This is a genomic window from Caulobacter sp. UC70_42 (assembly GCF_044056025.1).
Lineage (GTDB): Bacteria > Pseudomonadota > Alphaproteobacteria > Caulobacterales > Caulobacteraceae > Caulobacter.
On the sequence record NZ_CP171994.1, the window covers coordinates 4,348,106 to 4,367,042 of the forward strand.

Below are 18,937 nucleotides of genomic sequence, written 5' to 3' on the forward strand. Positions count from 1 at the left end.
TCAGCGCGCATCTTCGGTCAGGGATCGCACGACGGCCTGATCGAACCGGGCGGCTTGCTGGGGTGTCAGCTCCCGGCGCATGCCCACCGTGTGGACGATGGTTTCCTTCTGCAGCGCCCCCATGGCCTCATGCACCCGGTCGATCGCCCGCTGTACCTTGGGGGTATAGGCGTGCGTCTCCTGGATGGCCTGGGCCAGCTCGATATTGGCCGTGCGCATCTCCGCTTCGAGCTTCAGTCGGCGGGTTTCGTGATCGCTTTCGATGTCGGCGATGCGCTGCTTCTGAGCGGCGCTGAGACGCAGTCCGTGATGAACCAGCTCATGAAGCGCCGGTGGACGCGCGCCCAGGGTGATCAGCTGCGCGCCGGTCCACACGCCCAGCAAGGCCACGACCAGCGACAGGCACAAGGTCAGGGCCGTGCTGCGGACCATGCCCACTAACGCCCCTCCAGCAGGCTGGACGGGGCCAGCCGCGCCGCGCTCGCGAACAGACCGTAGTCGCGTTGAGGCTCGACCGTGGAGGCGGCCAGGGCGCTGCCAGCGGTCAGGCCCATGGCCAGGGCCAGCACTACCGAGGCGATCTGGACGGGGGCCATGGCCGCCTGGACCAGAGCCTCACGCCGCAACGCGGCGATCCCCCGGCCGACTTCGGCCTCCAGGCCGTCCAGCGACCTGTCGGCCGGGCGGGCCGCCAGGCGCCCGATCAGCTCATCCAAAGGCTCGGTCATGTGCAGGATCCTTCAAGCTCTCCCCAAAGCGGATACGCGTCAGGGCGGCGCGCCCCCTGCGACGCTTGCGCGATCTTCAGAAGCTCGGGTCGAGACCCTTGCCGGGTGGACGGCTAACGGCGGTTCGGGAGCGGTGTCGGCGAGGATGTCGGCGCGCCCGCGCCCTGGGGCGGCGTCAACCGTCCGACGACCTTGAAGGTAACGCTGGCGGCGACGGGCTGGGCTTCGCCAGGAATCTTGGCGGTGAACTTCAGCGCCCAGGTTCCGTCGGTCGGCAGGTCCGCGCGGAAGGTGTAGACCCCGTAGTCCAGGCTGGGGGCGAAGAAGGCGGGCAAGGCCCCATCCGCCTGCCCCTCCGGCGAGCGATCGACTTGCAGATTGCTGAATTGGACCTGCGGAACCAGGCGATTGTCCAGCCGCCAGACCCGAACCTGCAGCTGTACGGCCACGCCGCGCGCCACCACAGACGCGATCGGCTCGAAGCGATAGTCCGTCGGCGCGGCATGGCCTGTCGCCGGCCACAGCGCCAGCCCGGCCAAGCCCGCCAGGCGCCCGATGCGCAGTCCTTGCGACCTCATGTCCAATGTCCCGCTTGTCGCCGCCGCGGCGCGATCCACGCCAAGCAGTACGCAGGACCGCCGCTCAGCCCTCACCCTGGCGACGCCTTGGTCGATCCGCTCGCGGCCGCCCCGAAGACGTCCTTGCCCATCTGAGGGCTGGCCCCGCCCCGGCGCGTATACCGGCCAAGGATCGAGCGGGGTCAGATGCGTCAGGACAGGTCAGGAACAGCACCCGAGGCGGCCAGGGGGGCCTTTCCCGACGCCCTGCCGGCGCTGACTTCGGTACGCTTCCTCCTGGCCCTGGGCGTGGTGCTCTTCCACTATCAGCTGCAGTGGTCGTGGAACGCCTCGGCCTGGACCGGCCTGTTCAACCGCGCCCAGTACGGCGTCGACATCTTCTTCATCCTGTCGGGCTTCGTCCTGACCCATGCCTATCGCCAGCCCCTAGCCGAGGGGACGCTGGACTATCGACGGTTCCTGGTCGCCCGCATCGCGCGGATCTATCCGACCCATCTGCTGGTGCTGGCCTTCGTGCTGGTGATGGTCGGCCTGGCGATCCTGGTCGGCGCAGAGTTTGACCGCGGCCTCTATAATCCCCTGGGCCTGGCCGCCACCGTGCTGCTGGTCCAGGCCTGGCTTCCTCAGACCTTCGTAGCGGATTGGAACGGTCCGTCCTGGTCGTTGTCGGCGGAATGGTTCGCTTACCTGGCCTTCCCGGCCTTCGCCTGGATCGGCGTCGCGCTCGCCCAGCGTCCCTGGCGGCTGCTGAGCCTGTCGGCGCTCGTCTTCGTGGGCGCGGAGCTGAGCTATCAGGCGATGTTCGGTCAGACCGTGGTCCACGCCCAAGCCAATCTCGGGGTCCTGCGGATAGCACCGGAATTCATCTACGGCATCGCCCTTTATCGGCTGGGCCAAGGCTTGCGACCGACGCGGGTCCAGGCGCTCGCGGCAGGCTGGCTGTCGGCGACGACGCTATTGCTGTTGATGCACTTCAAGGCCGACGACCGCCTGGTGGTCCTCGCCGCCGGTCCGGTGATCCTGGCGCTGGCCGTGCTGTCGACGGCGCGCGCCGATCGCCTTCTGTCGCACCCCTGGATGCTGGTCGCCGGCGAAGCATCCTACGCGCTCTATCTGCTGCACATGCCCGTGCTGATCGGCTGGAAGGGCGTGGTCTCGATCCTGACGGGCCGTTCCAGCACCTATCTGCTCGGCGCCTGGGAGGTGGCGTGCCTGCTGGTCCTCAGCACGGCCGCCGCGCTCATCATCCACCACCGCTTCGAAGCGCCCGTGCGCGGCAAGCTGCGACGAGAGACCGACCGGCTCTGGCCCGCCTCGGTCGCCCGCCACGCCAAGGCCACCTCTCCTGATTCCCACTGAAATGAGTCCAGACATGGCTAAGTTCGCTTCCCCGCCTGACCGCCGGGCCCTGCTCGCCGCCGGCGCGGCGCTCCTCCTCGCCGGCTGCGCCCAGGCCGCGCCGCCCGGACGGTTCGTTCTCTACAAGACGCCGATCTGCGCCTGCTGCACCGCCTGGCTGACCCAGATGGAGAAGGCCGGCTTCAAGGCCACGGTGATGGAGATGGACGATCTCTATCCGATCCAGGCGCGCTATGGGATCACGCCCCAACTGGCCTCGTGCCACACCGGTGTCATCGACGGTTTCGTCTTCGAGGGCCATGTGCCGCCGACCGACGTCGCGCGCTTCCTGAAGGAAAGACCCAAGGGCCTGGGCCTGACCGTCCCGGGCATGCCGCTGGGCTCGCCCGGCATGGAAATGCCGGGCGGCCAGCGCGATCCGTTCGACACCCTGCTGGTGCTGGACCGCACCGGCAAGACGGCGGTCTTCGCCCGGCACCGGACCTAGCGTGGTCGGGGGGATGTCGCGATGAAGATCTGCTACGTGATCAACTCGCTGGACGGCGGCGGCGGCGCGCTGCCGCTGCCACGGATCCTGGCGGTCCTGCGGGCCGCGGGCCATGAGGTCTTCGTAGTCTCGCTGATGGAGCGCGATGGCTTGGCCCGCCCAGTGCTGGAGGCGACGGGGACGCCCTATGCGGTCATCGGCGGCGCCAAGCGCCGCTTCGTACGCACCGCGCTGCGGCTCAACCGCATCGTCAAGACCATGGCGCCGGACCTGATCTGGACTTCGCTGAGCCATGCGACCGTCACCGGCCAGCTGGTCGGCCGGCTGCAAGGAATCCCTGTGGTCAGCTGGCTGCATAACGCCTGGCTGAAGCCGGTCAACGCGATGATCATGCGCGCGACCGTATCGCTGACCCGTCACTGGATCGCCGACTCCGACACCGTCGCGGCGTTCGGCAAGCGCGTGCTGAACATCGACCAGGACCAGATCAGCATCTGGCCGATCTTCCAAGCCGATCCCGAGGCCCCCGTGGCCAAGGCGGCCGACAGCGGCAAGTTCACGATCGGCAGCCTAGGGCGACTGCATCCCAACAAGGGTTATGACGTGCTGATCGAGGCCTTGGCCCGCCTGCGCGATACCTCGCCGGCCCGGGCCAGAACGCTCCAAGTGCTGATCGCCGGGGATGGCCCCGCGCGGGCGGACCTGCAGCGCCGTGTCGCCGAGCTGAAGCTGACCAATGTCTGGTTCGTCGGCTTCGTCGCGCCTGGCCCGTTCCTGGCCCTGCTCAATGGCTATGTGCAGCCCTCCCACCATGAAGGCTTCGGCATCGCCGCCCACGAGGCGATGTGCGCGGGCCTGCCCGTGATCGCCAGCCCGGTCGGCGAAATGGCAAACAGCATCAGGGCCTCGGGCGGCGGCGTGTTGGTCGACTATGGCGACGTCGAAGCGTTGGCCGGGGCGTTGGAGAACCTTGCCAAAGCGCCGCAATGGGCCTTTGAGTGCGGCCAGGAGGGGCGCGCCTGGGTGATGGCCCGCTATTCGCGGTCAGCCTTCGCGACCAATGGCCTGGCCGCGATCCGGGCCGCCGGTGTCGGCGTGGCCGGCCTTGGTGCGCCCCGCGCCAGCACCGCCGCCCGTTAGCCGCCGCATCCGCGCCAGCAACCCTCGTTCAAAGCCAGTCGCCCAGGTCAGTCCATGGATTTCGCCACTCTCGCCCTTGCGGTTCCGTTGTTCGCCGTCACCAATGTCGACGATATTTTCGTTCTGGTCGGCTTCTTCTCCGACCGGCGATTTCGACCGCGCCAAGTGGTGGTGGGCCAATACCTGGGCATGGCGGTTCTCGTTGGCGCCAGCGTTCTGGCGGCGCTGGTCTCGCTCGTCCTGGCGCCGCCCTATGTGGGCTTGCTAGGCCTGATCCCCCTCGCCCTGGGCCTCAAGAAGCTGTTCGACCTGCGCAAGCCTATCGATGCGGCCCAAGACGAGATTCCCGATCGGACCGGCGCGTCGGGGCTGGGCAAGATCATCGCCGTCGCGGCGGTGACCATCGCCAATGGCGGCGACAATCTGGGTGTCTAAGCGCCGTTTTTCGCCACCCGCACCGCCGGCCAGATCGTCATCACTGCCGCTGCTTTCCTGGCCATGACCGCGATCTGGTGCCTGCTGGCCTTCTGGCTGGTCAATCACCGCACGATCGGCGCTCCGATCCGCAAATTCGGACACATCGTCCTGCCCTTCGTGCTGATCGCGATCGGCGCGCTCATCCTCCATGAGGCTGGGAGCTTCAGGCTCATGGCCGGAGCCTTGCTCTAGGCGCGCGACAGGGTCAGGGACACCGCCAGACCCGGCCTGGCGTCCTCCAAGCGCAAAGTCGAGACGTGGGCGCGCGCCACCGCGCCAGCCAGCGTCAGGCCCAGGCCGTGACCTGGCTTGTGACGGCTCTGCTCCAGCCGCGAGAACCGCCGCAGCACGACCTCATGCTTGTCGGCCGTGATGCCTGGACCATTGTCGCGAACGCAAAGGACCGCATCGGAGGCCGTCGCGGCCAGTGACACGACGATGAGCGTGCCCAGGGGCGTGTGGCGAGCGGCGTTTTCGATCAGGTTGACGAGCAGTTGGGACAGGAGGTGCTTGTCGCCTTCGACCGCCAGGCCGGGTCGATGCGCGCGCGCAGGACATAGCCCGCGGCCTCGACATCCGGACGCAGAGCGTTCGAGGCAGCGCTCCACCAGGCCCGACAGATCGACATGTTGGAATCCAGCCCGAACCTCCAGGCTTTCGATCTCGGCGATCCTCAGAAGCGCGGCGAAGAGGTCGAGGATCTCCTCGGCGTGGGCTGAAGCGCGCATCAGGGCTAGCCGGGCGCCCTGGTCGCCGTCACCGGCGGGCTGGCCTAGCGCCGTCTCCAGAACCCCATGAAGGCGGGTCAGCGGCGTGCGCAGGTCATGGGCAATGTCGCTGGAGACCTGCTGCAGGGTTTCCATCAGCACCTGCATGCGGTCGAGCATGTGGTTGAGAGTGGCGGCCAGCGCGTCGAACTCCTGGGACGCCGGGTCGCGCGGCATGCGGCGGGTCAGATCGCCGTCGACGATCGCCTGGGCCGCGGCGCTGATCTGGGCCAGGCGTCGCTGAATGATCGCCCCGAGAAATCCGGCCCCGCCCACGCCCAGCAGCAGCGTGATCGAAAGCGCCGCAGCGAAGACCTTGAGCAGTGCCAGATCCGCGGCGTCGACCGGCGCGCGGTCGGCGGCGACCACCAGCCGGCCGCCTCCCGGCAAGGCCGTGGTCAGGGCCTGGGCGACGCCGCGCGCGCCGCCACCGTCCTCGAAGTCGAGATGTTCCAGCCACCCCGGCTCCGGCGGCGAAGCACGCAGGGCGCCGGCTAGGCGCTCGCCCCGCGCGCCCACCAAGATGTAGCCCATCCCCTCGCCTCGCCCCTCTGCTTCGCGCAATCCGATCGCCGCGACCAGCGCGGAGGGGCCGCCGCCTCGCCGCGCCGCCAGCAGCCCTTGGGTCTGCACCAGGACGCGGTGGCGGAGCTGACGTTCGAGCGCCTCGTGCGAGACGCGATAGACGATCAGGCCCAGGATCAGGGTGGCCAGCGACAGCAACCCGGCGATCAGAAGGACAAGGCCCCTGGTCGATCGAGGAAAGAGCCGGATCATTCGCTGCGGATCATGTAGCCCGACCCGCGCTGAGTGATGATCGCGTCGGTGGCGAAGCCGGCGTTCAGCTTGGCGCGCAGGCGGCTGATGTGGGTCTCGACGATGTTGGTGCGTGGATTGAAGCCAAGCTCCCAGACCGCTTCGAGGAGCATGGCGCGGGTCATGAAACGATGGGGGTTGCGCATCAGCACCTCCAGCATCGTGATCTCGCGCGGCTGCAGGTCCAAGCGCTTGCCGCCGCGCCGCACGACGCGTCTTTGCAGGTCCAGTTCCAGGTCCAGCACCACCAGCGCCTTTTCGGGCCGGGCCACGCTGGCCCGGCGCGCGATCAGGTTCAAGCGCGCGTGCAGTTCGGAGAAAGCGTAGGGCTTGATCAGATAGTCGTCGGCCCCGTTCTCCAGCGCCTCGACACGATCGGCGATCCGAACTCATGGCCGTCAGCATCAGGGCGGGGGTGCTCACCCCGCCCGCCCGCAGCATCTTCACGACCTGCAGGCCATCCATGCCCGGCAGCATCCGGTCCAGGATCAGGACGTCGAAGACCTCGTTCATGGCCATCAGCAAGGCTTGCACGCCGTTGTCGGTGCGTGAGACGCCATGGCCCACGGCGCGCAAGGCCTGCGCCAGATGGTCGGCGGTCTCGTCGTCATCCTCGGCGATGAGGATTCTCATGGTCTTGGTATCCTTCAGGCGCGCGCCCCGATGCGCGCCCGGCCTCAAGCTGACGCCGACCAGAGCGCGGGGCTCTGGTCGGCGTCGAACCGGTCGGTCTTGTCCGTCGCCCCGCGGGGTCAGAAGCTGGCGGACAGGCCCACCTTCACCGCCGTCGGGGAGCCGGGGGTGAGGTTGGAGTTGCTCTGGGCGAACGGGTAGTAGCGCGCCCCAAGAAGGTTCTCGGCATTGACCTGCGCCTTCAGCTTGTCGTTGATCTTGAAGTAGGCGGCTGCGTCGACCCGCGTGTAGCTGGGCATGACCACGAGGTTGTCGCTCGAGGCGAAACGCCGACCCTGGTAGACGACGCCCGCGGCCAGACCGAGCCGATCGGTGGCCTCGAAGCGACTCCACAGCGAGGCGCTGGTCTTGGGCATGTTGGCCAGCTGGTTGCCGGCCTTGACCGTGCCCGACACGTTGTCGCGGAAGGTCCCGTCCGAATAGGTATAGGCGCCCGCCGAGACTCACCCGGTCGCTGATCTGGCCGGTCGCGCTCAGCTCCACGCCCTTGGTGCGCTGGCGGCCGATCGGCACCGTCGGCGAGGCGGCGTTGTTGGGGTCGCTGAGGGCCAGGACGTTGCTGCGATCGAGCTGGAACACCGCCGCGGCCAGGTTGAGTCCCGGCAGGACGTCCCACTTGGCCCCCAGCTCGTAGTTCTTGAACTGCTCGGGATCCAGGTTCTGGTTGCTGATCGACAGGCTGGTCAGTTGCTCGCCGCCGCGCGGCAGATAGGTCTTGGAGAAGCTGGCATAGAGCGAGGCGTTGGCCGCGGGCTTGTAGATCACCCCCACGCGCGGCGACCACAGGGTGTCGGTGACGTCGAAATCGCGCTGCTGGCCCACCGGGAAGCCGACCGTGCGGCGGTCGGTGACCTTGGTGTTGAAGCGTTCGTAGCGCAGGCCCAGGACCAGCTCGACCTTTTCGCCCAGCGCGATCTGATCCTGGGCATAGACGGCCGCCAGCTTGGTGACCCCGGCGTTGTCGCCGCTGCTGGCGATCGCGACCCAACTGATCGGTTGGTTGATGGTCGGCGCGGTGACCGGGACGGTGACGGTGGTCGCCCCACCCGCGAACCGGCCTTCCAGGCGCAGGTTGCTGGTCTCCTGGCGTCCGAACTCGGCCCCGACCAGGAGCTTGTGCGTCACGCCACCGAGCATCAGATCGGCATTCAGGTCGGTCTGGTTGATCAGGTTCTTGCGCTGGGTGCGGTTGTTGTAGGCCGAGATCGGAACCGCGGTTTCGGCGGCGTTGACCGCGCCGGTGAAGACGTTCTGGTAGAACTTGTCATAGTCGGCGTAGCGGGTCCGGTTGCGGATCGACACCCGCTCGCTGATCTGGTGGGCGACGAACAGGGTCAGGGCGTCGGTATTGGTCCAAGTCGGGCTGGCGGCCGGATCGCCGAAGAAGACGTCGCGCGGCGTGCGCAGCGGCGTCACCGGGCGGGTCGCGCCGGCCGGCAGATAGCGGGCCGGCACGCCGCGATCGGCGATGCGGTCATCCTCGAAGTGCTCGTAGCCGAGCTGGACGAGGGTGTCGGGCGTCAGCCGCAGGGCCGCCGTCGGATTGAAGCCCCAGCGCTCCAGGGACACGCCGTCGCGATAGCTGTCGCTGTTCTGGTAGACACCGGCCAGGCGCAGGGCGAGCTTGTCGTCGACGCCGTCGCCCAGGTTGAACTGAACGCGCTTGTGATTGAAGCTGCCGGCTTCCAGCTGCACCTCGCGCACGCGCTGCCAGTCGGCCATCTTGGTCACGCGGTTGACCACCCCACCGACGCCGCCACGACCAAAGATCATGGCGTTGGGGCCGCGGAAGATCTCCAGGCGCTCGATGTTGTAGAGATCACGGTAGGTCTGAATGTCGTCGCGGACGCCATCGACGAAGAAGTCGCCGGTGGAGGCGTTACCGCGGAACACCAAGGTCTCGCGGTTGCCCTCGCCCTGAGCGGAGAACACGCCGGGCAGGTAGCGGATGGCGTCGCCGATCCCGCCGGCCGCCTGATCCTGGATTTGCTTGAGCGAGACGATGCTGACCGACTGGGGCGTGTCGATCAGGGCGGTGTCGGTCTTCATCGCCGACAGGGTCTTGCTGACCTTGTAGCCCTGGCGGCTTTCGGTCTGGCCGGTGATCGTCACACCGCTCAGTTCGGTGGCCTCCTGGGCGCGCGTGGCCGGGCTGGAGGATTGAGCCCACGCCGCCGAAGCGATGAGCGCGGTCCCGCTGACGGTGAGCAGCAGAGCAAGACGAGGAAGGTTCTGGATGCGCATGACGGACAAGCCCCACACTTTGCAGTTGCGACTGCGAATTAATTGTAGGTGGCGTTTGTCGTCAGCCGACGGAGAAGTCCAGTCGCGGCGAAACAAGCTTCGCAACTTGTATAGTTCGCGCAATCGGGCGGAGAAGTCTGGGCGTTTCATCGCACATCCTGTGCGCCTGGATCGGCGCTAGGGCGCTCGGCCGCGAGCGCCTGGGCGACGCATGTCAGCAGCTGGTCAACCGAGAAGGGCTTGGGTAGAGCCACGTCGGCCCCCAGGATGGCGGCCATGCGCAGCAGCACCATGGGGTCGAAGGCGCCGATGCCGCCGCTGATGGCGGCGATGCGCACGCCGGGCCAGGTCTGCTTGGCCTTGAGAATGATCTCGATGCCGTCCAGGTCGGGCATGAAGAGGTCGGTCAGCAGGAGGTCCGGCCGCAGGTCTATCAAGGCCAGCGCGCTGCGTCCGCACTCGGCCTCGACGCAGGCATAGCCCGCGTCGGTCAAGATCTCGGCCATCAGACCCCGGCAGGCGGGATCATCGTCGGCGACCACAATAAGCTTTTGCCCCACGGACTTGCCCCACACGCCTTGCGGCTTTCTAGGGGATACGCAGGCTTGGCCCTTTGCCCTCGCCGACGACGGCGTCCTGGCCGCTACTTCTTGGCGGGCGGCGCTTTGGACGAGATGTGCAGCTGGACGATCCGCCAGGCCCCGTCGGTCTTGACCAGGACCGCGGTGGTCGCGCCCAGGCGCGAGAGCGGCATGGGCTTGCCCTTCAGCCGAACCTCATAGCCATAGGTCTCATAGGCCCAGGCCACATCGCCGGCTTGGCGGACGCTGACCTTGCGGTCCTTCACGGTAAAGCTGTCGAACTCGGCCAGCTCGGGACCAAGGTGATGGTGGAGATAGGTCTCGAATGAGCCTTCCAGCCGCCCGCCCTCGATGACGATGCTGTCCTTGGAAAACAGCGGCCCCATGCGCGCGGCGTCCTTCTGCGACAGCGCCTGAGTGAACTGATCGACCACGGCGCGAACCTCGGCGGACGGATCGCGGGTTTGCGCGCCGGCGCTCGTGGGCAGGGCGAAGGCGGCGGCCAGGCTGGCCGCCAGGAACATGGATTTCATGACTATTCCCCGAAATTGAACATGGAAAACCTGCGACCGACGTCCTCGCGGGCTGGTGGGAGGACGCGGCGCAGGCCGCCGCCATCAGAAGCGTCGCAGCATCTGCACGCCGTACTGACGCGGCTCCCCAAAGACGGAGAGCGGCAGTGCCGGGTTGGAAACCCCGGTCGCATCCGTGCCGACCGTCTTGTAGGTGGCGTATCGCGCGTCGGTCAGGTTGCGGGCGAAGATCGACATCTCCCAGACGCCGCCTGCCGGCGCGAAGGTGGCGCGTGCATTGACCAGGGTGTTGGGGTCCTCGGAGAACTGCCGCAGATTGTTGGGCTTGAAATAGACCCGATCGCGCCAGCCCACGTCGCCACGCAGGGTCAGGCTGTGGCCGTCGGCGAACTCGAAGCGATAGGCCGCCGCGAAGGTCAGGTTCCACTTGGGCGCATTGGGCAGCGTGTAGCCGGCCAGGCTGACGCCCTGGTCGAAATAGCGGTCGTACTGGGCGTCGAGATAGGCGGCGGTGGCGGTCAGATCCAGGCCCGCGACCGGGCGGGCGACGATCTCCAGCTCCCCGCCCTTGAGCGTGGCCTTGCCGGCGTTGGTGGTGGTCGCCACCCCGTTGATGTACTCGACCACCTGCAGGTCGGTGTAGTCGTAGTAGAAGACGCTGAGATTGGCGCGCACGCGCCGGTCCCACAGCATGGATTTGACGCCGCCTTCGTAGCTCCAGATGTATTCGGGGCGGAACGGACGTCCATCGCCCAGCTGGAAGCCGCCCGACTTGAAGCCCCGCGTCACCGAGGCATAGGCCATCACGTCGTCGCTGACGTCGTACTGCACGCCGAGTTTGGGCGTCCAGGCGCGCCAGGAGGCCTTGGCCGCCTCCCCGCCCGCATCGACGCCGCCGACCTTGGCGCGATAGGCAAAATTCTTGCGCTCATAGCTGTAGCGCAGGCCCGCGGTCAGGCGCGTGCGGTCCATGACCCGATAGGTCGCCTGGCCATAGAGCGCCGCGGCGTCGGTGACATTGTTCTCCGGCAGGGCAAGCTGACGCCCGGGCTCGAGGATCTGCAGCTGGTCGCGGGCCTTTTCACGCAGGTAGAAGGCGCCGGCGATCCATTCCAGGCGTTCGGCGTCGTTGTTGCTGACCTGCAGCTCCTGGGTGAACGAGCGCGAGCGCTCCCACAGGGTGATGTTGCGCAGGAAGAGATTGGTGGCGTCGACGTCGAGAACCTGATCGACCGTGCTGGCCCGCAAGGCGGTGATCGACTTGAAGGTCAACGGCGCGGTGACATAGGTCGCCGTGGCCGAAACCCCGCCGTTCTCGACATTGTTGCGCGGCCGGGTGTCGAGGATCAGCTCGTCGCGGCCGCGCGGGATGGTCGCGCCCGCCAGGGCGAAGGCGGCCGGATAGCTGGCGCGCAGCGAGGGATAGCCGGTCTCGCGGTCGCGGCCGTAGTCGGCGCGCAACACCACGTCCAGCTGGTCGCTGACCAGGAAGGACAGCGTGCCCCGGACCGCGGCGCGATTGATGTTCTGGTAGTCCTCGCCGGTCTTGGGATTGGAATAGATCCCGTCGCGATCGTTCTTCATCACGGTCAGCCGGCCCCGCACTCGCTCGCCGAGCGGCCCCGACACCGTGCCGCTGAAGGTGCGGCGGTCGTAGTTGCCCAGGGTGGCGCTGACGACGCCCTGCAGGGTGGCGGTCGGCGCCTGGGAGGTGATGTTCAGCGTGCCGCCCGCCGAGTTGCGGCCAAACAGGACCCCTTGCGGCCCCCGCAGCAGCTCGATGCGCTCGACGTCGAACATGTCCTGGTAGCTGGTGGTCGGCCGCGGGATGTAGACGCCGTCATAGTGGACGGTCGAGCTGGGATCGGTGGCCACGCCGAAGGCCGAGGTGCCGATGCCCCGGATGTTGATGATGGCCATGGAGTCGTTGGTGATGGTGATCCCGGGCGTGAAGACCTGAAGGTCCTCGATGGTGGCCGCGCCCAGGGCCCGGAGCGTGTCGCCGGTGATGGCGGTCACCGCCACGGGCGTGTCCTGCAGGTTGGTCTCGCGTCGCTCGGCGGTGACGACGATCTCTTCGAGCGCCGCGGGCGCTTGGGTTTGGGCTTGGGCCCAGGCGCTGCCCGGAACAGAGGCGAGCGCTAGGGTCAGGGCGAGCGCCGACGCGCCCCCCAGGCCTTGACGATTGGCTTTCACGAAAATCCCCAAAAAAGCGGTTTCTGTCTGGGGTACGCGCTAGCCGCCCGCGGCCCCTCAAGCCCGCGATCACGGTCGGTGAACGACGTTCTAGTCTGCCGTTTTCGCGAGCGACGGCCGGGTTGCGGCGGCGCGAACGCAATCCTACGCGCCCGATGAGGGAAGTCTTCCCCCGCTGCGTAAGGCAAGGCAGCGGCGCCTTGCGCCGCGGCGGTTTTCCCGGAGCAAGGCAGATGCCCGCGACTTCGGTTCAGGATGGGTTTGTCGATGAAGCGCCTATCGCCCAGTCCGCCCCGCGCGGCCCCGAGCGCCCCCGGTGAGCGGGGCCGAGGTCCTGGACGTGGCGCGCGAGGCGATCTGGCTGACCATCCAGATTTCCGCGCCGGTGCTGATCGTCGGCCTGGTGGTCGGCGTGGTCATCGGGCTCTTCCAGGCGCTGACCCAGATCCAGGAACAAACCCTGGTCTATGCGCCCAAGATCGTCGCGATCTTCGTGGCCCTGCTGATCTTCCTGCCGATGATGGCCGCGCTGATGAAGGCCTTCATGGTCCAGATCGCCAAGCGCATCGCCGGCCTCTAGCGCCCGCCCGCGCTCAGGCGCGCCACCGACAAGAACGCGTCTCACCGAGACCATGTCCCATAGGGAGGGATAGACCATGAAGTTGTTCGGCTGGAACCTCGCGCACCCGCGCACCCATCTTGGCATCGCCCTGGTGCTGGGGGTCGCCGCCCTCCTGGCGGCGCTGATCGCCGGCGTCACCATCGGCCTGGGCGTCTACAACATCGGCGCTGACGCGCCCCACACCCGGCCGGTCTACGCCCTGCTGGAGACCCTGCGAAACCGTTCGATCAGTGTCCGGGCCGCCAGCATCCAGCCGCCCGACAATCTGAGCGATCCCAAGCGTATCGCCAGCGGCGCGGGGCTCTATACGCAGATGTGCAGCGGCTGCCATCTGGGTCCGGGCCTGGAAAAGACCGAGATGAGTTGGGGGCTCTATCCGCAGGCGGCGGAACTTTGGCGCACCACCGGGCGGCCCCCTGGCGAGCAGTTCTGGGTGATCAAGCACGGTATCAAGATGACCGCCATGCCGGCCTGGGGCCGCACCCATAGCGACGCCCTGGTGTGGGACATGGTCGCCTTCGTGCGACAGCTGCCGTCGATGTCGCCCGAGCAGTACCTTGCCGCCACTCAGAACGCGCCGGCCGACCACGACGCGGTGATGAAAGAGGGCGGCGACATGAAGGGCATGCCCGGAATGAAGGACATGAAGGCCGTGCCGGACATGAAGGACATGCCGGGCATGACGACGCCGGCGCCGTCCAAGGTCCCGGTCGGCCGTGAACCCTGATCCGCGCCTAGCCGGCCAGGGCCTCGATCACCCGGCAGTCGGCGGCCGGGCCTTCGCAGCCCGTCGCGACCAGGCGCGCCAACTCGGTCCGCAGCCCTTCCAGGCGCGCGATCTTGGCCTCCACCGCCTGCAACTGCTCGGCGGCCAGGCGATTGGCGTCGCCGCACGATCGGTCCGGATGGTCCGAAAGGTCCAGCAGGGCGCGCACCGCCTCCAGCGGGAACCCCAGCTGGCGAGCGTGGCGCACGAAGGCCAGGCGTTCGACGATCGCGGGCTCGTAGATCCGCCGATCGTTGGCCGCGCGCCGGGGCGCGGGCAACAGCCCGATCTCCTCGTAGAAGCGGATGGTCGGGATCTTCACCTCGGCGGCCTTGGCCACCTGTCCGATCGAAAGGGTCATGGGCGCTCCTGGCCAAGCTCTATCGGCTTGATCCTCTAGTGACTAGAGGATGCACAAGGATCCGATGAGCACCGCGCGCGACACCAGTCCCCTCCCCGCCTCCTGCGGCTGCGGCAGCCCCGCCAAGTTCGACGGGACCTCCCCCGCCTATCGCCGCGCCCTGACCTTGGTCATCGCCATCAACCTGCTGGGCTTCGCCATCGTCCTGGTCGGCGGGATGATCGAGGGCTCGGCGTCCCTGTCGGCCAACGCCCTGGACTTCCTGGCCGATAGCGCCACCTACGCCATAAGCCTGTGGGCGATCGGCAAGTCGGTGAAGGTCCGTACGGGCGCGGCGCGGTTCAAAGGCCTAAGCCTGGGCGCGGTGGCCCTATCGGTCGCCGCCATCGCGATCTGGCGCGCCTGGCGTGGGGCCGCCCCCTCCGGCGAGATCATCTCCGTGCTCGGCCTGGTGGGCGCGCTGGCCAATCTGGTCGCCGCCGCCCTGCTGGTGCGTTTTCGCGACGGCGACGCCAATGTCCGCTCGGTCTGGCTCTGCACCCGCAACGACCTGATCCAGTGCCTGGCGGTGGCTGCCACCGGCGGCCTGGTCTGGCTGACCGGATCGCGCTGGCCCGACCTGATCGCCGGCCTCGTCCTGGCCTGGATCTTCCTCTCCTCCGCCGTTCAGATCGCGCGCCAGGCGCGCGACGAGCAACGCGCCGCCCTCACCGCTCCCTAGACCCATCGCCCGCCCGGCCCGAACAGACTATTGGAATGATAATGATTGGCGCTCTCAAACCCACCCTGACCAGCCTGGTCGTCGCCTTGCTCGGGGCGGTCCTCACCCTGGCTCCGGCCCAAGCCCAGGAAGCCACGCCGGCCCAGACCGTCTGGCGGCTTCTCGACTATGTCGCCGTCGACTATCCCGGGGCTGTGAAGGACGGCAAGGTCGTCAGCGCGTCCGAATATGCCGAGATGAACGAATTCGGGGCCCAGATCCGCGACCGGATCGCCAAGCTCCCCGCGAGCGCCGTGCAGCCGGCCCTGCTGGGCGAGGCCGAGGTCCTGCAAGCTTCGATCGCTGGCAAGAAGGATCCGGCCCTGGTGGCGGGCCAGGCCCACTGCCTGGCCGCCGATCTGCTGGCCGCCTACCCCACGCCCCTGGCCCCTACGCGGGCGCCGGACCTGGCGCGCGGCGCGGCGCTCTATGCCGAGCAGTGCGCGGCCTGCCATGGGGCCGACGGCCGCGCCAATGGTCCCAACGCCGCGGGCCTGGATCCACCGCCGATTGCCTTTGCCGACGCCCAGCGCGCCCGCCAGCGCAGCGCCTTTGGCCTCTACCAGGTCATCCAGCAAGGCCTGGATGGCACGGCCATGGCCAGCTACGCCCACCTGCCCAGCGACGATCGCTGGGACCTGGCTTTCTATGTCGGGCGCTTTGCCTTCACCGACGCCGAGGCCAAGACCGGCGAGACCTTGTGGAACAGCGACCCGGCCGTGCGGGCGCGCTTTGCCAACCTGCAGGCCCTGACCCAGACGACCCCGGCGGCCCTGGCCGCGGCGATCGGCGAACCCAAGGCCCGCGCCTTGACCGCCTATCTGCGCCGCCATCCCGAGGTCGTGGTCCAGGCCACCACCGGCACGCTGGACATCGCCCGGCGCAAGCTCGACCTCAGCCTGGCGGCCTACACCGCGGGCGAACACCGTAAGGCCGCCGACCTGGCGCTGGCGGCCTATCTCGACGGCTTCGAGCCGGTCGAACCGGCCCTGCGGGCGCGGGACGCGGCGCTGATGCAGCGGATCGAAGGGGCCATGGGCGAGGTGCGCGGCGCCATCGGCCGGGGCGCGCCGATCGGCGAGGTGCGCGGCCAGATCGAACGGCTGGACGCCCTGTTCGGCGCGGCCGCCCAAGCGCTCGCCCCGGAAAAGGCCAGCAGCGCCTCCAGCTTCGCCGGCGCCCTGACCATCCTGCTGCGCGAGGGCCTCGAAGCGCTGCTGATCGTGGTGGCCATGCTGGCCTTCCTGCGCAAGGCCGACCGCGCCGACGTCCTGCCCTATGTCCATGGCGGCTGGATCGCGGCCCTGGCGGCCGGCGGCCTGACCTGGGCGGCGGCGACCTATCTGATCTCGATCAGTGGGGCCAGCCGCGAACTGACCGAGGGCTTTGGTTCGCTGATCGCCGCCGTCGTGCTGATCTCGGTCGGCATCTGGATGCACGGCAAGTCCCAGGCCGACGCCTGGCAGGTCTATATCCGTGAGAAGCTGTCCAAGGCGCTGTCCAAGCAATCGGCCTGGTTCCTGTTCGGCCTGGCCTTCCTGGTGGTCTATCGCGAGGTGTTCGAGACCATCCTCTTCATGACGGCGCTGTGGAGCCAGGGCGGCGGCGCGGCGATGCTGGCTGGGGTCGCCACGGCGGTCGTCATCCTGGCGGCGATCGCCTGGCTGATGCTGAACTTCAGCAAGCGCCTGCCGATCGGCCAGTTCTTCGCCTACAGCGCCGGCCTGATGGCCCTGCTGTCGGTGGTCCTGGCCGGCAAGGGCGTGGCGGCCCTGCAGGAGGCGGGCCTGATCGACCTGCACCCGCTGCACACGCCGCGCGTCGAGTTGCTGGGCCTTTATCCCACCGTCGAGGGGCTCTTGGCCCAGGCGCTGACGATCATGGCCCTGGCCGCCGGCTTCTGGTGGGGCCGGCGGGCCAAGCCGTCGACGACCTGAGGCCACGCAAGCGGCGGGCCGCCGCTCAGGCGTGTCCGCCCGCCCCGTCCTGACAGTTGTGGGCCTCGGTCTGGATAGTCACGTGGTGCAGGTCGTAGTCGGCCTCCAGCCGCGTGGCCACGGCCTGGCGCACAGCCTCGCCGTCCGCGCCATCGGCCAGGACGATGTGGACGGTGCAAATGGCCTCGTCCGCCCCAGTGGTCCAGACGTGCAACTCATGGGCGCCGGCGACGCCGGGCGTCTGGGTGATGGCCTTGCGCACGGCCGCCAGGGTCAGCCCCGGCGGCGCGCCTTCCAGCAGGATTCGGGTGGTGTCCTTCAGCAGGATCCAGGTGCGCGGAAGCACCCATAGCCCGATGCCGATGGCCACGATCGGGTCGACGAACCGCCAGCCGGTCAGGCGGATGATGATGGCCCCGGCGATGACGCCGAGCGAGCCGAGCATATCGGCCCAGACCTCCAGATAGGCGCCTTTAACGTTGAGGCTCTTGTCCTTGTGGGAACTGAGCAGACGCATGGCGATCAGGTTGATGATCAGGCCCAGCACCGCCACGATCAGCATGCCGGTCGACTGGACGGGTTCGGGATCGACGATACGCTTGATCCCCTCGACCAGCACATAGAGGGCCACGGCGAACAGCAGGATGGCGTTGAAGGCCGCCGCCAGGATCTCGAAGCGCCGATAGCCGAAAGTGAAACTGTCGGTCGGCTTGCGCCGGCCCACCCGGATGGCCGCCAGGGCGATGGCCAGGGCGGCGGCGTCGGTGAACATGTGCGCGGCGTCCGACAACAGCGCCAGGCTGTTGAAGACCAGACCGGCGACCACCTCGGCCACCAGAAAGGTCGTGGTCAGGCCGAGCGCGATCCCGAGGGTCTTGGCGTTGGCGTTGCTGGCGCCGTGGTCGTGTCCTGCTCCCATGCGACGATCTCCGAAAGAGGGGTTTGGGCGATGGCCAGGCCCCGGGGGGCCAAAGCACCAGCGCCAGGATGGGACCGCCCTAGAGGCGGCTGCGAAGGCGCGCGCCGCCACGCGGCTTGGGCGCGCGGGCCACGCCCAGATGACGCTCCAGCGCCGTGGCGACCTCGCTGTAGGCCTGCCGCACCGAGGCTTCATAGCGGGCGCGCCCACCGTTCAGAGGGGCGGTCCAGTCGGCGACCTCGGCGACCTGGATCAGCCGCGCGCCCTTGGCCGTCGGCTCCAGGCGCAAGCGTTCATGGCTGTAGCCGGTCAGCCAACGCCCGAACCGGAAGCTGAGGCAGACCTCCGGCTCGAGGATGTCGATCAAGGCCGGCGTCTTGCGGCGCAGTGGATGGGCGCTGGCCACCAGGTGCTGGACGCGCGCGCCCGGCTCGGCCTTGCCGAGCACTCGGCGATGGGGATGCCAGTCGGACCAATGGTCGAAATCGACCAGGCTGGCCCAGACCCTGGCCACTGGGGCGCGGATGTCGGTTTCGACGCTGACGATGATGGTCATGGCCACCTCCGGCTCGAGACATGGAGTTCCGGGCCGGCGCGTCAGGGAGACCCGACACGCCGGCCCGGCAAGTCAGACGTAGTGGACGCGATGGCCGCCGTAGCGGACCACCTCGACCTTCTCGAGGGTGACCAGACCGATCTCGTCACCCTGTTCGAGCATGGCGATGAAGGGGCGAAGCTCGGGCTCCTCGTCGACGATCTCGACCACGACCGGCAGGTTTCGCGCCAGATCGAAGCCGCGCTCGCCGTGCATGACGCTGGAGGCCCCAAAACCCCTCAGGCCGCGCAACACCGTGGCGCCGGCCAGGCCCGCGCCACGGGCCCGATCGACCAGCGCCTCGTAGTAGCGCCGGTCGCCGAGCATGGCGTTCTCATCGGTGTAGATCCGTAGCAGCAGGGCTTGCCCGACTTGCAT

The 18,937-nt window shown here is 68.3% G+C and carries 19 protein-coding genes and 3 pseudogenes; 8 read left to right on the forward strand and 14 right to left on the reverse strand.

The window, feature by feature from the left end; translation table 11 throughout:
- The 3 genes from ACHMW8_RS21730 to ACHMW8_RS21740 all read right to left on the reverse strand — a co-directional run bounded on the left by ACHMW8_RS21730 (window position 1) and on the right by ACHMW8_RS21740 (window position 1,306).
- A complete protein-coding gene (locus ACHMW8_RS21730; protein ID WP_231737602.1) occupies window positions 1–432 on the reverse strand; it encodes a Spy/CpxP family protein refolding chaperone in 432 nt (143 codons plus the stop codon).
- A gap of 5 nt (window positions 433–437) precedes the next feature.
- The gene (locus ACHMW8_RS21735) at window positions 438–728 is read right to left on the reverse strand and encodes a hypothetical protein (protein ID WP_062099987.1); all 291 of its coding nucleotides are present in this window, start codon (window positions 726–728) and stop codon (window positions 438–440) included.
- Window positions 729–841: 113 nt separating this feature from the next.
- Window positions 842–1,306 carry a hypothetical protein gene (locus ACHMW8_RS21740; RefSeq protein WP_062099988.1) on the reverse strand — a complete coding sequence of 155 codons (465 nt, stop codon included), beginning with the start codon at window positions 1,304–1,306 and terminating at the stop codon, window positions 842–844.
- Window positions 1,307–1,492: 186 nt separating this feature from the next.
- Between ACHMW8_RS21740 and ACHMW8_RS21745 the strand changes: the two genes are divergently transcribed.
- The 4 genes and pseudogenes from ACHMW8_RS21745 (at window position 1,493) to ACHMW8_RS21760 (ending at window position 4,961) form a co-directional block, all read left to right on the forward strand.
- Window positions 1,493–2,665, forward strand: coding sequence for an acyltransferase (locus tag ACHMW8_RS21745; protein ID WP_062099989.1), 1,173 nt, complete (start codon window positions 1,493–1,495; stop codon window positions 2,663–2,665).
- Between the two features lie 13 nt (window positions 2,666–2,678).
- A complete protein-coding gene (locus tag ACHMW8_RS21750) occupies window positions 2,679–3,152 on the forward strand; it encodes a DUF411 domain-containing protein (protein WP_062099990.1) in 474 nt (157 codons plus the stop codon).
- Between the two features lie 21 nt (window positions 3,153–3,173).
- Window positions 3,174–4,292 carry a glycosyltransferase gene (locus ACHMW8_RS21755; protein WP_062099991.1) on the forward strand — a complete coding sequence of 373 codons (1,119 nt, stop codon included), beginning with the start codon at window positions 3,174–3,176 and terminating at the stop codon, window positions 4,290–4,292.
- A gap of 54 nt (window positions 4,293–4,346) precedes the next feature.
- Window positions 4,347–4,961 (forward strand): annotated as a pseudogene (locus ACHMW8_RS21760) (cadmium resistance transporter).
- Here the strand turns inward: ACHMW8_RS21760 and ACHMW8_RS21765 are convergent.
- The 7 genes and pseudogenes from ACHMW8_RS21765 to ACHMW8_RS21795 form a co-directional block, all read right to left on the reverse strand.
- Window positions 4,958–6,313 carry a sensor histidine kinase gene (locus ACHMW8_RS21765; RefSeq protein ID WP_395446024.1) on the reverse strand — a complete coding sequence of 452 codons (1,356 nt, stop codon included), beginning with the start codon at window positions 6,311–6,313 and terminating at the stop codon, window positions 4,958–4,960. The pseudogene ACHMW8_RS21760 and the gene ACHMW8_RS21765 overlap by 4 nt on opposite strands.
- Entirely contained in the window at window positions 6,310–6,513 is a 204-nt protein-coding gene (locus tag ACHMW8_RS21770; RefSeq protein WP_395446025.1) for a winged helix-turn-helix domain-containing protein, read from the reverse strand. Before ACHMW8_RS21770 ends, ACHMW8_RS21765 begins: the two co-directional genes overlap by 4 nt.
- A gap of 280 nt (window positions 6,514–6,793) precedes the next feature.
- Window positions 6,794–6,985, reverse strand: a pseudogene (locus tag ACHMW8_RS21775) (response regulator); the annotation flags it as partial.
- Between the two features lie 119 nt (window positions 6,986–7,104).
- Window positions 7,105–9,439: pseudogene (locus tag ACHMW8_RS21780) on the reverse strand (TonB-dependent receptor).
- Complete coding sequence (locus tag ACHMW8_RS21785) at window positions 9,436–9,831, reverse strand: response regulator (protein ID WP_062099995.1); 396 nt, start codon at window positions 9,829–9,831, stop codon at window positions 9,436–9,438. The pseudogene ACHMW8_RS21780 and the gene ACHMW8_RS21785 overlap by 4 nt, the downstream one beginning before the upstream one ends.
- A gap of 101 nt (window positions 9,832–9,932) precedes the next feature.
- Complete coding sequence (locus ACHMW8_RS21790; protein ID WP_062099996.1) at window positions 9,933–10,403, reverse strand: nuclear transport factor 2 family protein; 471 nt, start codon at window positions 10,401–10,403, stop codon at window positions 9,933–9,935.
- A gap of 84 nt (window positions 10,404–10,487) precedes the next feature.
- Window positions 10,488–12,599, reverse strand: a complete 2,112-nt coding sequence (locus tag ACHMW8_RS21795; protein WP_062099997.1) for a TonB-dependent receptor — start codon at window positions 12,597–12,599, stop codon at window positions 10,488–10,490.
- A 316-nt stretch (window positions 12,600–12,915) separates the two neighbouring features.
- Here ACHMW8_RS21795 and fliQ point away from each other — a divergent pair, with 316 nt between their 5' ends.
- Both fliQ and ACHMW8_RS21805 read left to right on the forward strand, forming a co-directional pair.
- On the forward strand, window positions 12,916–13,179 hold the full coding sequence (gene fliQ / locus ACHMW8_RS21800; protein ID WP_062099998.1) for a flagellar biosynthesis protein FliQ: 264 nt from the start codon (window positions 12,916–12,918) through the stop codon (window positions 13,177–13,179).
- Window positions 13,180–13,255: 76 nt separating this feature from the next.
- Window positions 13,256–13,948 (forward strand): cytochrome c, encoded by a 693-nt coding sequence (locus ACHMW8_RS21805; RefSeq protein WP_082749843.1) that lies wholly within the window; start codon window positions 13,256–13,258, stop codon window positions 13,946–13,948.
- Window positions 13,949–13,955: 7 nt separating this feature from the next.
- Here ACHMW8_RS21805 and ACHMW8_RS21810 read toward each other — a convergent pair whose 3' ends face one another.
- Complete coding sequence (locus ACHMW8_RS21810) at window positions 13,956–14,348, reverse strand: helix-turn-helix domain-containing protein (protein WP_062099999.1); 393 nt, start codon at window positions 14,346–14,348, stop codon at window positions 13,956–13,958.
- Between the two features lie 64 nt (window positions 14,349–14,412).
- Between ACHMW8_RS21810 and ACHMW8_RS21815 the strand changes: the two genes are divergently transcribed.
- Window positions 14,413–15,069, forward strand: a complete 657-nt coding sequence (locus ACHMW8_RS21815; RefSeq protein ID WP_062100000.1) for a cation transporter — start codon at window positions 14,413–14,415, stop codon at window positions 15,067–15,069.
- Window positions 15,070–15,110: 41 nt separating this feature from the next.
- Complete coding sequence (locus ACHMW8_RS21820) at window positions 15,111–17,045, forward strand: cytochrome c/FTR1 family iron permease (RefSeq protein WP_096033045.1); 1,935 nt, start codon at window positions 15,111–15,113, stop codon at window positions 17,043–17,045.
- A 25-nt stretch (window positions 17,046–17,070) separates the two neighbouring features.
- On the opposite strand, the gene ACHMW8_RS21825 is transcribed toward ACHMW8_RS21820, so the two are convergent.
- From ACHMW8_RS21825 to ACHMW8_RS21835, 3 genes are all read right to left on the reverse strand, one after another.
- Window positions 17,071–17,964: a cation diffusion facilitator family transporter gene (locus ACHMW8_RS21825; protein ID WP_062100016.1), complete on the reverse strand. Its 894-nt coding sequence runs from the start codon at window positions 17,962–17,964 to the stop codon at window positions 17,071–17,073.
- Window positions 17,965–18,043: 79 nt separating this feature from the next.
- Window positions 18,044–18,520, reverse strand: a complete 477-nt coding sequence (locus ACHMW8_RS21830) for an SRPBCC family protein (protein ID WP_062100017.1) — start codon at window positions 18,518–18,520, stop codon at window positions 18,044–18,046.
- A gap of 72 nt (window positions 18,521–18,592) precedes the next feature.
- Window positions 18,593–18,937: a DUF190 domain-containing protein gene (locus ACHMW8_RS21835; RefSeq protein WP_395443754.1), complete on the reverse strand. Its 345-nt coding sequence runs from the start codon at window positions 18,935–18,937 to the stop codon at window positions 18,593–18,595.

Coding starts and splice junctions, on each gene's coding strand:
- ACHMW8_RS21820 (WP_096033045.1), top strand. CDS start 15,111: ATGATTGGCGCTCTCAAACCCACCCTGACCAGCCTGGTCGTCGCCTTG.
- ACHMW8_RS21730 (WP_231737602.1), bottom strand. CDS start 432: ATGGTCCGCAGCACGGCCCTGACCTTGTGCCTGTCGCTGGTCGTGGCC.
- ACHMW8_RS21805 (WP_082749843.1), top strand. CDS start 13,256: ATGAAGTTGTTCGGCTGGAACCTCGCGCACCCGCGCACCCATCTTGGC.
- ACHMW8_RS21810 (WP_062099999.1), bottom strand. CDS start 14,348: ATGACCCTTTCGATCGGACAGGTGGCCAAGGCCGCCGAGGTGAAGATC.
- ACHMW8_RS21830 (WP_062100017.1), bottom strand. CDS start 18,520: ATGACCATCATCGTCAGCGTCGAAACCGACATCCGCGCCCCAGTGGCC.
- ACHMW8_RS21735 (WP_062099987.1), bottom strand. CDS start 728: ATGACCGAGCCTTTGGATGAGCTGATCGGGCGCCTGGCGGCCCGCCCG.
- ACHMW8_RS21765 (WP_395446024.1), bottom strand. CDS start 6,313: ATGATCCGGCTCTTTCCTCGATCGACCAGGGGCCTTGTCCTTCTGATC.
- ACHMW8_RS21815 (WP_062100000.1), top strand. CDS start 14,413: ATGAGCACCGCGCGCGACACCAGTCCCCTCCCCGCCTCCTGCGGCTGC.
- ACHMW8_RS21835 (WP_395443754.1), bottom strand. CDS start 18,937: ATGCAAGTCGGGCAAGCCCTGCTGCTACGGATCTACACCGATGAGAAC.
- ACHMW8_RS21745 (WP_062099989.1), top strand. CDS start 1,493: ATGCGTCAGGACAGGTCAGGAACAGCACCCGAGGCGGCCAGGGGGGCC.
- ACHMW8_RS21740 (WP_062099988.1), bottom strand. CDS start 1,306: ATGAGGTCGCAAGGACTGCGCATCGGGCGCCTGGCGGGCTTGGCCGGG.
- ACHMW8_RS21755 (WP_062099991.1), top strand. CDS start 3,174: ATGAAGATCTGCTACGTGATCAACTCGCTGGACGGCGGCGGCGGCGCG.
- ACHMW8_RS21790 (WP_062099996.1), bottom strand. CDS start 10,403: ATGAAATCCATGTTCCTGGCGGCCAGCCTGGCCGCCGCCTTCGCCCTG.
- ACHMW8_RS21770 (WP_395446025.1), bottom strand. CDS start 6,513: ATGCTGGAGGTGCTGATGCGCAACCCCCATCGTTTCATGACCCGCGCC.
- ACHMW8_RS21750 (WP_062099990.1), top strand. CDS start 2,679: ATGGCTAAGTTCGCTTCCCCGCCTGACCGCCGGGCCCTGCTCGCCGCC.
- ACHMW8_RS21825 (WP_062100016.1), bottom strand. CDS start 17,964: ATGGGAGCAGGACACGACCACGGCGCCAGCAACGCCAACGCCAAGACC.